Source organism: Sphingorhabdus sp., assembly GCF_046292425.1.
Lineage (GTDB): Bacteria > Pseudomonadota > Alphaproteobacteria > Sphingomonadales > Sphingomonadaceae > Sphingorhabdus_B.
In genome coordinates this window covers 36,814-48,653 of sequence record NZ_JBKBQV010000015.1, presented here as the reverse complement: position 1 = coordinate 48,653, position 11,840 = coordinate 36,814, and the positions used below count along the sequence as shown (strand labels likewise).

The 11,840-nt window shown below is 56.3% G+C and carries 11 protein-coding genes and 1 riboswitch; of the genes, 4 read left to right on the top strand and 7 right to left on the bottom strand.

What is annotated here, in order from left to right:
• Positions 1–78: 78 nt before the first annotated feature.
• Positions 79–816 (bottom strand): bifunctional 2-polyprenyl-6-hydroxyphenol methylase/3-demethylubiquinol 3-O-methyltransferase UbiG, encoded by a 738-nt coding sequence (gene ubiG / locus ACK4S7_RS05135; protein ID WP_409644925.1) that lies wholly within the window; start codon positions 814–816, stop codon positions 79–81.
• A 54-nt stretch (positions 817–870) separates the two neighbouring features.
• Here ubiG and ACK4S7_RS05130 point away from each other — a divergent pair, with 54 nt between their 5' ends.
• The 4 genes from ACK4S7_RS05130 (at position 871) to ACK4S7_RS05115 (ending at position 5,351) form a co-directional block, all read left to right on the top strand.
• Positions 871–2,127: an aspartate kinase gene (locus ACK4S7_RS05130; RefSeq protein WP_409644924.1), complete on the top strand. Its 1,257-nt coding sequence runs from the start codon at positions 871–873 to the stop codon at positions 2,125–2,127.
• Positions 2,128–2,250: 123 nt separating this feature from the next.
• A complete protein-coding gene (locus ACK4S7_RS05125) occupies positions 2,251–3,249 on the top strand; it encodes an NAD(P)H-dependent flavin oxidoreductase (protein ID WP_409644922.1) in 999 nt (332 codons plus the stop codon).
• 90 nt (positions 3,250–3,339) lie between these two features.
• Entirely contained in the window at positions 3,340–3,813 is a 474-nt protein-coding gene (locus ACK4S7_RS05120) for a PH domain-containing protein (protein WP_409644921.1), read from the top strand.
• Positions 3,810–5,351 (top strand): PH domain-containing protein, encoded by a 1,542-nt coding sequence (locus ACK4S7_RS05115; protein ID WP_409644920.1) that lies wholly within the window; start codon positions 3,810–3,812, stop codon positions 5,349–5,351. The genes ACK4S7_RS05120 and ACK4S7_RS05115 overlap by 4 nt, the downstream gene beginning before the upstream one ends.
• Here ACK4S7_RS05115 and ACK4S7_RS05110 read toward each other — a convergent pair.
• The 6 genes from ACK4S7_RS05110 to ACK4S7_RS05085 form a co-directional block, all read right to left on the bottom strand.
• Positions 5,335–6,492: an alkaline phosphatase D family protein gene (locus ACK4S7_RS05110; protein ID WP_409644919.1), complete on the bottom strand. Its 1,158-nt coding sequence runs from the start codon at positions 6,490–6,492 to the stop codon at positions 5,335–5,337. The genes ACK4S7_RS05115 and ACK4S7_RS05110 overlap by 17 nt on opposite strands.
• Positions 6,489–7,262, bottom strand: coding sequence for an ABC transporter ATP-binding protein (locus ACK4S7_RS05105; protein WP_409644918.1), 774 nt, complete (start codon positions 7,260–7,262; stop codon positions 6,489–6,491). Before ACK4S7_RS05105 ends, ACK4S7_RS05110 begins: the two co-directional genes overlap by 4 nt.
• On the bottom strand, positions 7,259–8,224 hold the full coding sequence (locus tag ACK4S7_RS05100; protein WP_409644917.1) for a FecCD family ABC transporter permease: 966 nt from the start codon (positions 8,222–8,224) through the stop codon (positions 7,259–7,261). The genes ACK4S7_RS05105 and ACK4S7_RS05100 overlap by 4 nt, the downstream gene beginning before the upstream one ends.
• The gene (locus ACK4S7_RS05095) at positions 8,221–9,003 is read right to left on the bottom strand and encodes an ABC transporter substrate-binding protein (RefSeq protein WP_409644915.1); all 783 of its coding nucleotides are present in this window, start codon (positions 9,001–9,003) and stop codon (positions 8,221–8,223) included. The genes ACK4S7_RS05100 and ACK4S7_RS05095 overlap by 4 nt, the downstream gene beginning before the upstream one ends.
• Positions 9,004–9,068: 65 nt before the next feature.
• A complete protein-coding gene (locus ACK4S7_RS05090) occupies positions 9,069–10,916 on the bottom strand; it encodes a TonB-dependent receptor plug domain-containing protein (protein ID WP_409644914.1) in 1,848 nt (615 codons plus the stop codon).
• 83 nt (positions 10,917–10,999) lie between these two features.
• Positions 11,000–11,199: riboswitch (cobalamin riboswitch) on the bottom strand.
• 42 nt (positions 11,200–11,241) lie between these two features.
• On the bottom strand, positions 11,242–11,838 hold the full coding sequence (locus ACK4S7_RS05085) for a GNAT family N-acetyltransferase (protein WP_409644913.1): 597 nt from the start codon (positions 11,836–11,838) through the stop codon (positions 11,242–11,244).
• Positions 11,839–11,840 lie beyond the last annotated feature (2 nt).

The following is an 11,840-nucleotide window of genomic DNA, read 5'->3' as shown; positions in this document are numbered from 1 at the left end:
GCAAATAGACCCTGAAACAAGTTCAGGGTGACGAAAAGGGCAGGGCGGCACATAGCGCGCTGTGGCGAAACCTATCACCTATCTCCGCAACCGCGCACTCAAAATGTAATTTAGCGCCATATTGTCGCTCAAATACAATCCGGACATCGGCGAAAAGGCGATACCCTTGATTTCCAAAACCTCAAGCCCTGCATCCTGAAGCAACCCGGTCAATTCTTCGGGCGTCAGGAACTTGTCCCAATCGTGCGTGCCGCGCGGGACTTGGCCAAGCCGTTCTGCGGCCTCCACCAAAAACACACGCGATGCTGCCGTGCGGTTTGGCGTCGACAGTAACAACAGCCCCTCGGGTTTCACATGTCGGACCAACTCTGCAACAAACGCGGTCGGGTCCACAACATGTTCGATAACCTCCATGCAGGTTACAACGTCGAACTGCCCAAGCCCCTGCGCTGCGATTTCGCCAGCGCGGTAGTTAATAATGAGGCCGGACAATGCCGCATGTGCCTTTGCCGCTTCGACATTTTCAGGCGCGGCATCCACACCAGTAACCTCCCCGCCAAGCCGCGCGAGCGGTTCACACAGCAAGCCGGCGCCGCAACCAACATCCAGCGCAGTTTTCCCTGCCAGCGGGTGCCGCGTCTTGCCGTCGCCGCCAAAATGCGCGTCGATTGCGGCCCGTATGAAGCGCAGCCGCACAGGATTAAGTTTGTGCAGCATTGCTGAACTGCCCTTTGGGTCCCACCATTCAGCCGCCAAGCCACCGAAATGAGCGGCTTCTGCGGCGTTTATTGTCGTAGCTGAGCTTGCGTTTGTCATATCCTGTCCCTATCAGGGCCCGCGATTGTAATATAGCGAATATTGAAGGTTTTCATGGCGCGCATTGTAATGAAATTTGGCGGCACGTCGATGGCCGGCACCGAACGCATCCGCCGTGTGGCACAATTGGTCAAGCGACAAGCGGAACGGGGGGACGAGGTCGCCGTCGTGGTGTCTGCAATGGCTGGTGACACGGATCGCCTCGTGAATTTCTGTCGTGAAGCGAATGCGTTGTACGATCCAGCCGAATATGATGTGGTTGTTGCTGCCGGTGAGCAGATTACGGCCGGTCTTTTGGCGATTACATTGCAAGCGCTCGGCTGCGAGGCGCGCAGCTGGCTGGGCTGGCAAATGCCCATCCATACTGACGACGCGCATGCGAAGGCACGGATCGGTTCGATTGATACCGATGAGTTGCTGGCATCAATGGGGGCCGGTAATATTGCAGTGATCCCCGGATTTCAGGGGCTGACCGACGACAACCGAGTCACCACTTTGGGCCGGGGCGGGTCGGATACTTCGGCGGTAGCTGTTGCCGCCGCTGTAAAGGCCGACCGCTGCGACATATATACTGACGTTGACGGCGTCTACACAACCGACCCACGGATTGTCGCCCGCGCGCGCAAGTTGAAGGCCGTTACCTACGAAGAAATGCTTGAGCTGGCCTCGGTTGGTTCAAAAGTGTTGCAAACCCGCTCGGTCGGACTTGCCATGAAGGAAGGTGTGCGTATTCAAGTGCTGTCCTCATTCGTAGACGACAGCGCACCCGACGCCGACAGCATCCCCGGCACGATGATCGTAACCGACGAAGAATTGGAGAATAGCCACGTGGAACGCCAACTGATCACCGGCATCGCGCATGACAAGAATGAGGCAAAAATTACGCTAACCCGCGTGCCTGATCGACCTGGGGCAGTGGCAAATATCTTTGCGCCATTGGCTGATGCGAACATTAACGTCGATATGATTATTCAGAATGTCGGCCGCGACAAAGGAGAGACCGACGTGACATTCACCTGTCCGCAGGCTGACCTTGTGCGTTGCATCGACATTTTGGAAAACCAACGCGATGCCATTGGATACAACCGGCTTATCCCCGACACCAAGGTCGCCAAAATCTCCGTTGTCGGCGTCGGCATGAAAAGCCATGCGGGCGTTGCGTCGACGATGTTCAGCAGCCTTGCCGACCGCAAGATTAACATTCAGGCGATTTCAACGTCCGAAATCAAGGTCAGCGTGCTGATTGACGAGGATGAAACCGAATTGGCGGTCCGAGTGCTGCATACTGCTTATGGGCTAGATGCTGAGTAAGGCGGCGAATATTGTCATTACCCCCGCGGAGACGGGGGACCAACTCCGATGTTTCAACATAAGAGGACAGGAATTGGATTACCGCCTTCGCGGCAACGACCAACCGTGTATTAAAGGCGCATCATGACTAAACTCGCTCACCTTATGCAACGCGGCACGGACTTCTTGGGCTGTGAGGTCGCGATAATGTGCGGCGCGATGTCTTGGGTATCGGAACGCAATCTTGTGTCCGCCATTTCCAATGCAGGCGGCTTTGGCGTTATTGCTTGTGGTGCCATGACGCCCGAATTGCTCGATCCGGAGATTGCCGCAACCAAGCAGATGACGTCAAAGCCATTCGGTGTGAACCTCATCACGATGCATCCCCAAATCATGGAGCTAATTGCCGTATGCGCCCGGTATAATGTGAGCCATGTGGTGCTCGCGGGCGGGCTACCGCCCAAGGGCAGCATAGAGGCGATCAAGGGCTTTGGCGCGAAGGTCATATGTTTTGCACCAGCTCTGACGCTTGCCAAAAAATTCACACGTTCGGGTGTCGATGCGCTGATAATTGAGGGTAGTGAGGCGGGTGGTCACATTGGCCCGGTTTCGACATCAGTGCTGGCGCAGGAAATATTGCCTGAGCTTGGTGACCAGTTGCCGATCTTTGTTGCTGGCGGAATTGCACGCGGCGGCGCAATTGCAAGCTATCTGGAAATGGGTGCGGCGGGTGTTCAACTTGGAACCCGCTTTGTCTGCGCGCATGAGAGCATCGCGCATCCGAATTTTAAAGCAGCGTTCCTGCGTGCCAACGCGCGCGACGCGGTTGCAAGTGTCCAGATCGACCCGCGCCTGCCTGTCATCCCCGTGCGGGCGTTGAAGAACAAGGGCACAGAGGAATTTACAAAGAAGCAGGTCGAAGTCGCCGCCATGCTGGATCGCGGCGAGATTGACATGGAGGCCGCGCAGCTTGAGATCGAAAAATACTGGGCAGGGGCCCTGCGCCGAGCAGTGATTGACGGCGATGTCGAATATGGCTCCGTCATGGCCGGGCAATCTGTAGGTATGGTCCATGTGGAGCGGCCAGTAGTCGATATCATCGCGAAGCTGGTGGACGAAGCCAATGCTGCATTGGCGCGGTGACGGAGATATCCTCACCGAGAAAGATCGTTTGAAGAGCGACTTTTCCGAAACCGTCTTGCCAATGCAACACAGTGTGCGCATATCTGTTTCATGACTGACAATATTACGCCGGAGCTTATCCCATTAGATCCAGCGTTCGTGACGACAACCCGAATAGCCACAGCGCTTGGCTTGTTGCCATTTGTCATTGGTGCAGGGGTATTGGAGGTTGCGGAGCTGCTTCCACCCGGCAGTTTTGTTGTGCCTGTACTTTTACTCTATGTTTTCGTGGCATTTACAGTACCGGCGCGCAAATACCGCCATTGGGGTTATCACATGGGGGCAGACCGCATACGCATCGTACGCGGTTATATGTTTTACCGCGATACGATCGTCCCATTTGGCCGGATCCAGCACATTGACGTCGACCAAGGTCCAATCGACAGACGATATGGACTTGCGACGCTGACGGTCCATACGGCAGGCAATCATAACAGCACGGTCGCCTTGCCTGGTCTGGCGCATGCCGATGCGTTGGCGATGCGCGAGGCCATTCGTGCCGCGATCCGGCAGGACCTGCTGTGAACGAAGTTACCGACGGCGTGCGCGAAGTCGCGATACATGAGGGTGAGCGGCTGCATATCAGCGGTCTCTTCGTCAGCTTCGTGTCCGGTTTGCCGCAGCTTCTTTTTCCAATAGTGGCGGTGGTTTTTGGCGTACGGGAAGCCAAGAATCCGGTGCTTATCCCCATCGTCATAGCGTTGGTGCTAGTTTTAAGCCTGTTCTTTCGCTGGCTCGCATGGTTGCGGTTTCGATATCATGTCGGTGACCATGATATCCGCGTGGAAAAAGGCATTTTGAGCCGGACCGCGCGTTCGATCCCCTATGACCGGATTCAGGACGTCAGCATTGAGCAAAAGCCGTTGGCACGCATGATGGGGCTGGGTGAAGTTAAGTTTGAAACGGGTGGCGGCGATGGCGATGACGCGAAACTGAGCTTTGTCACTTTGGACGAAGCCAATCGCTTGCGCGCGTTGATCCGCTCACGCAAGGCCGGTGTCACCGTTGTGCAGGATGCCCCGCAAGCTGCAGAAACCGAAGACGCCGAAATTATATTTGCGATGGATGGAAAGCGCGTTTTTATCCTTGGCCTCTATTCCTTTTCACTCGTTATTTTCGCGGTTCTCGGGGGGCTTGCGCAGCAATTCGATTTTCTGTTGCCGTTCGATCTTTGGGATTTCAAACGTTGGGCTGGCCTTGCGGAAGAAAGCGGCGTCAGCGTGGATCAGATCAATGGCGTGGGCGTCGCGGCGCAACTTGTCTTGGCGTTTGGCGCGTTCACTAGCCTTATCTTTATCGGCTTTGCTACTGGCGTTGCGCGCACATTATTGCGTGAACATGGCTTCCGCCTAACTCAGACTTCCAAGGGCTTCCGGCGGCGGCGCGGGTTGCTGACGCTGACAGATGTCGTGATGCCTACGCACCGAGTGCAGGCTGCCGTTGTGCAGACCGGACCTGTGCGCAAATGGCGCGGTTGGCACAGCCTGAAATTTGTGAGCCTTGCGCAGGATAGCAAAGAAGAAACCAATTACGTAGCCGCTCCGTTTGCGACATTGGACGAGGTGTGGCGTATTGCGAAAGCCGCAAGGATCGATGCGCCGGATGGCGATGAGCGGCTTGGCAAAGGTTCTGCCGGCTATTGGATAATCCAGCTTCTCCTGCTCGTGCCGCCAATATTTGCGGCTATGGCGGCACTGGTGATTTTTGCCGATGCTGCAGTGCTTAGAACGACCCTCCTCTTGTGTTTGGTGATCTTCGCTGCGTTCATGTTCTGGCTTGACTGGCGTAAATACCGTTTCGGTCTGGACGACCAGCAATTATATGTTCAGCGTGGCTGGTGGCAGCAGCAGTTCACCATTGCCCCCCAAGTGAAAGTGCAAAGCATCGAGATTTCGCAAGGACCGTTGACGCGGCGCATGGGGATGGCCTCGCTTAAGTTCGGTATTGCAGGCGGCACGCTGGAAATGATTGCCGTGCCGCTTTTGACGGCACAGGCAATCCGCGAGGCAGTTATGGAAAAAGTAGCGGCAGTCGACTATTCAGCGATCAATCAATCGCATTAGCAACCTGCGTTTCAATTACGCTGCCATCGTCCTTGCGCAGAGTCATTGTGACTTTTTTTGCTGCCCAATCAATATCGATTTGCCCAAAGTTTGGAATGCCCCAGAAGCCGCCGGTCCTGCGTGGATCGGGTTCACGGTCGCTCCCATCACCTTTGCCGAAGGCGAAATTAAGCGAGCTTGAAGTGAAATCCCATAAAGGTTTGGAAAGGCCGGGGGCGGTGGTCTTGTAAAAACCGCCGCTATGCCGGTCACCAGTTAGGAAAATGGCGTTGTTGACGCCCTTTTGACCAAGCAACGCGTAAAGGCGTTCGCGCTCTTTGGGGAAGTTCGTCCAGCCTTCAAAATTGTGCGCGTCGGTTATGACCTGAGTCGATGAAATAATGAACCGTACATCGGCTGGCTTTTCCAGTTCCTGCGCCAGCCAGTCCCATTGCGCCTTGCCCAAGATGGTCGCGTTCGGATCCATATTCGGAATGTACCAGCCGAGCGTCGGGCCGGGGTCGCGATAAGGCATGGTCGCCAGGTCTGACCGGAAAAAGCGACCGTCGAGCATGATGAACTGGACACGCCTGCCCTGCGGACCAACTATGCGGCTTTCATAAACGCCGGGGCGGGATTTTACCTCGTCCGAGGAGCCCCAGTAAGTCTCGTATACATTTTCGGCCCATTCCTTGAATGCGAAAGCGCCACCGGCATCATTGGCGCCATAGTCATGGTCGTCCCATGCCGTCATCATGGGGATGCTTCGGCGAAAGCGGTCAAATTCGACGCGGCTATTCAGCTTTTTATAGCTGGCCGTAAGCGTCGGAATGTCCGCGCCATTGGTAGGTCTTGTGTCGCCATAGACATTGTCACCAATCAGCAGAAATGCCTGCGGTTTTTGCGCGGCGATAACATCCCAGAACTTCATGTCGCGGTTTTCGTTGACGCAGCTACCAAATGCAAAGCGGGTGATAACTGTGTCGTCGGATAGCGCGGGGTTGGCGGGCGCCTTTGGGAGTTTGACGTCCAGCCTCGCGTAGTAAGGGCGAAGGGCCTCCTGCGCACTCTGCGGCGCAGCTCCAGACACCCTTGCAGGCTCGGTGACATTTGCCGCGCAACTGGAGAGCAGCAGAGCAAAAAGGGGAAGGGCATATTTCATGAGATTTTGCCTTTGATAAATAGCTGGGTAGCCCCTTCCTCGTCTTGGAACAGATTCGCGTCAATCCCGTAAACTTGGGCTAAGTTGTCAGCGGTGACGACATCGTCGACGCTGCCCTGGGCAAACAGCCTTCCCTTGTGTAGCAGTACGATGAAGTCGGCAAAGCGCACGGCGTGGTGCAGATCGTGCAATACCGCAACGACGCCCTTCCCCGCAGTAGCCTGCCGCCTCAGCAAGTCCAAAATGTCGAGCTGAAACCCGGGGTCGAGGTTGGCCAGCGGCTCATCCGCCAATATCCATTGCGGTTCACCCGCCAGCACGCGGGCAAGCAGAACGCGGGCGCGCTCACCGCCAGAAAGCTGTGTGACGGGGCGGTTGGCAAAGCCTTCAGTGGCAGTGACCGACATGGCCGAGGATATAGCCCTGCGATCGTCTACGGACGCGCCAGCCCCGCGCATATGCGGGATGCGACCAAGCGCGACCAAAGCCTCTGACGTGATTGCCCAATGGGTTTCTGCGCCTTGTGGCAAAAGGCCAATGCGTTGGGCCCGGGCGATCGGGGCTATGCTGGCAATATCATCATCTCCAACGCTTACTGACCCCGTATCAGCTTTTAACAAGCCAGCCATACACGCTAGCAAAGTCGATTTACCTGCACCGTTTGGACCCAAGATTACGCTAAGCTTTCCAGCTTCAAATGCCGCGTTGATCCCGGTCAGTGTTGGTTGGCCGGCGTGCGCAAAGCTGAGATTGCGGACCGACAGATTCACGCCGCGCTCTTTCGGTAACGCATTAACAAGGTAAGGAAGAACGGTGCACCAAGAACGGCCATGGCTATGCCAAGCCTAACTTCCCCGGGGCCGGGTACCAGACGGACCAGACTGTCGGCGGTCAACGTCAATATGGCGCCGCCCAGTGCCGACGGAAGCAATATTTCCGATGGTTTTTCGCCGTAAGAAGAGCGAACAAGGTGGGGTACAATCAATCCCACGAAGCCGACAACGCCTGACACAGCAACCGATGCGCCGACGGCTAGCCCTACACCGACAATGATGACCCATCGCAATCGGAACAGGTCAATGCCCAGGCTTTTCGCGCCATTTTCCCCTAAAGTAAGAGCATCAAGTGCACGCCCCGTGGACAGCAACAGCATTGAGCCCAGCGCCATGAAGGGCAGGGCAGTCCAAACATCAGACATTAACCGGTCAGTCAGCGCGCCCATCAGCCAATTAATAATCTCGCTAGCTGCAAAAGGATTCGGCGCGATGCTGATGACAAATGCGGTCAATGCGCCCGCTAGCGTGGAAAGCACCACACCGCCAAGGATAAACCCAATCGGACCGCTACCGTGTGATATTGCCAGCAGCAACAATATGCTGGCCCCTGCACCAAGCATCGCACAGCCGAAAAGTCCGAATGGCAATAAGCTGATACCGGCGAAAATTGCAATAACCCCGCCAAGTGCGGCGCTTGCCGACACCCCAAGCACAGTCGGATCAGCGAGCGGGTTGCGCAGATAGCCTTGCATCACTGCGCCCGAGAGGCCCAAAACGGCGCCAATGCAAAGACCAAGCACCGCCCGGGGCAAGCGCAATTCAAGGAAAATCCAGCCATCGGCATTATCCGCCGCCCATGATGTGGGCCAGATCCAGACCTTGCCCGCCATCAGCGAAAGAAAGAATGCCGCGAAAGTTAAGAGCAGCAGAAGCCATGTCAGCGAACGCGAGCTCATCGGATATTCGTCCGCGCCAATGTCGAGACGGAGGCACGGGTTTCAGCTAATATCGCCGACACTTTCATGATCGTCGGCCCACCGCAGAATAGCAGCTTATCCGGAAATTCTATGATCTGCGTGCGTCCGCCCAAATGCTTAAGCATTGCCTGACGGGCACTTAAGGCCCGCGCGTCGGCGCCGTTCGCTTCGGTTGGCATGAAGATAACCTGTGGTGGGTTGCGAACCAGCGTCTCCAATGGCAGCACGCCCCATGCCGCAAGGCCGTATTGTTCGCTGGCGTTCACAAACCCATGGCGCTGTAGCAGTTCATCCTGCAAAGTGCCCTTACCAGCCACAAAACCACCATTTTGCCATATGATCGCCGAAACCGGAGGGCCCGACATTTGGTTGTGGGGTAGGGATTGGTCGATACGCGATATCAGCGCTTCTCCGGCATCGACCCTGTCTATTGCTTTGGCAAGCAGTCGTATTTGGTTGCGATCTTCATCTATCGTTGGCGCAACACCAACGGCAACCGTTTTGACCCCGGCACGCGCCAGAACAGCGTTCGCGCCGGACGACGCCAAATTGCCTGTCAGTACAAGCCTTGGTCGTGCAAGGAGCAGTTCCTCCGCCCCAGTGCCGACGGCGGGCAGGCTGGCCGACCACGACAAGGGGGCAGAAGCGCTATCCGGGTCATGCGAATAACTGCTGACCGCAGTGACCTGTCCCGGTAAAGCGATTTCGGCCAGCACGGCGTCGATGCAGGGATTGTTGGACACGATCCCGTTTGGCACGACAGCGGAATGGCTGGTGCATCCTGCCAATGCAAAAGCAGAAAGGAGGCACCACCCAAAGCGCATCAGAATTTGGTCCTCACGCCCACCGTGGCGTTGCGCCCAAAGCTGTTATAGCCAGAGACGACAACATATTCGGAATCCAGCAAATTATCGACACGGCCATAGACCTCAACATTATCCGTCAGAGACATTGATGCGCGAAGCCCCACCAGCGCATAGCCATCAAGCGGGCGAGTATTGGCGGCATCGTCAAAACTGTCTCCCACGAGCAACAGGCTGGTTCCTACCGAAAGGCCAAAAGGTGTCCGCCAGTCTGCTGTAAGGCTTGCGCTATGCTGAGGACGCAATGCCTGGCGGTTGCCGAAGTTGCTTCCCGTTGTGCGGTTGATCGCGTTAACCAGCGTATAGCTGGCGCGGACATCAAGGCTGCTGGTTGGGTTCAGATTCAGGCCAGCCTCAATGCCTTTAGCTGTCACCTTGTCGATATTTTCGGACTGAAAACTGACAAGGGAGAAGGCGATGAGGTCGTTGCTGCGGCGGTTGAAATAGGTCGCAAAAACCTGCGCCTTGCCATCCAGAAACTGATGCTCAACGCCAAGGTCGAAATTACGCGCCGTCTCCGGTTTCAAATCGCGATTGCCATATGGCGGCTGGCCCTCGGTTAGGGTGGGAGCGCGAAAACCTTCGCCATAAGTAGCGCGCAGGATTGTGCGCCCTTCGTTTGGCGTGAAAGCTGCGTTCCCCCCTAGCGTCGTCTGTCCGCCATAGTCGCTATAGGCATCATGGCGGACGCCGGCGGTAAGCGTCAGGCCAGTGACCGGGCGCAGGATGATCTGCCCAAAGCCGCTGCCGACGTCATTGCGCGCGACATCGGGTGCAGCGCCCTCAAACGAAGTGCTGGCAAAGCTGCGTTCATATTCCAAACCCGCTACCAAAGTCAGCGCATCGTTCAGGTCGAACGCGGCATGATATTCCGCCCGGTCGATTGCACCACGAACATTAAAATTGTTAAAGCTGAACACGACCGGGTCAGTGCCGACGCGCTTAATGTCGGTTCGCGTATACGCAACGCGGTTTTGCACGCGGCCATCGAGCAGATCGAAATTCGCACCGATATACCCAACAAACTGCCGGTTGCGCGAAACGGGCAAGCCATTGGCGCCGACGCCAAAGGCAGAGTCATATTCGACCGTTGCGCGGTTATAGTAAGAACGGAAATCAAGGTTGAAGCTGTCGCTAATGTTGACCTTTAACCGGGCATTGCCGGTCGCGTTTTCATAACCATCGCGTTCGGTTCCACCCATGAGCGCAGAAATGCCATCACTGCTCACGAAGGAACCGCCGACACTGCCTTCCAATGTCCCTCTGGACCCCGCAACATTGGCGTTAAGGCGCTTGGTATCAAAGCCACCATATTCTGCACCAACGCGCCCTTCGAAGCCGTCAATCGGCGCAATCGACTGAACATTCACCACGCCGCCAATGGCTTGGTTGCCCCAGATAATTGAATTTGGTCCGCGCAATATTTCGACGCGGCCGATATTTCCGGTCATCAAGGCGCCAAAATCGAATGCGCCATTGGGGCTGGTAAGATCGTTGATCCGAACCCCGTCGATCAATACCAGAGTCTGCGCGCTGCTGCCGCCACGAATGAACGCACTGGTCTGGCTGCCAAGACCACCCCGCGTGGCAATGCTGATGCCCGGCACTGTTTGTAACACGTCGGCGATTGTGGCGCTTTGCAACTGGTCAAGGCGTTTGCGATCGACGACTTCAATGGCCTGCCCGGTTTCGGATCTTGGCTGTTCAAAGCCGCTGGCGGTGACAACAATTTCGTCCGCGTTAACTTGCGCAAAGGCAGTCGTCGGCAGCATCGCAAGTGCGGCTGCCGTATATTTTAATATGGTCATGGATTAATCTCCTTCACATGACGTCCAACCAAATGTCGTCACGCGGAGGAAAACCCCGATTGCGCCAGTGTCCCGCAAGCACAAAGGACAAACCGCATTCAGGCAGGTCTCCTGGCTCCCGGGTCAGTGCCCTTGCCCCGCCTTCCCAGTGTTACGGCTTCCCGTTTTTCCAGTGGCATTTGGAGCAAAAGCTCGCCGGTTACAGTTGCGGGAACAGCGCCGGATTTCCGCCGGCTTCCCTATTATCCACGCTTTCGCGCAGACCTGATGCGTGGGCACAGATTAGGCGAGTTTTGGTCCGAGGGCAAGGGTGTGTCCTCCGTAATCAGTGGCGCGTCTTGCCAGGCCTTTGCATACCCCAGAATTGGGGCCCCTCCGGAACCTGCCAGCTATGTTTCACTGCAAACCCAAAGCGCTGATATAAAGCAATATTATGTTCATCGGCTGTTTCGAGATAGGCGGGGAGTCCGTCTTGGTCAGCGCGTTCCAGACCGGCCTGGATCGCCGCACCGCCGAAGCCCTTGCCCTGAAAAGCGGGATCGCATCCGGCGTAATGCAAATACCAGAAGGGCTCGGTTGGGAGGTGCTTTTCAATAAGGTTGGCAACTTCAAGGCCACGCAAAATCGAGAATCGCAAGCGTTGAACGAAGGGGATAATCATCCGCGCGGTATCGAACATGCTATCGCGCGCTTGTCCGGGGCCGCGCCATAATGTGACTGCTTCCACGCCGTCGGTGCCATATACCGCGCCTTTGCGATGTTCGTCACGCAGAAAGAGATGGAACGCGCCAGCCAGCCGCCGCGCACGCAATTTGGGGTCGGGAATGACATAGCTCCAGCCAGATTCGTTCTGGAAAGCGCGCGCCAGTGTTTCGGCGATTTCCAGATTATCTGTGGGCTGAAGTAACCGGGCTTGCGGCAAAA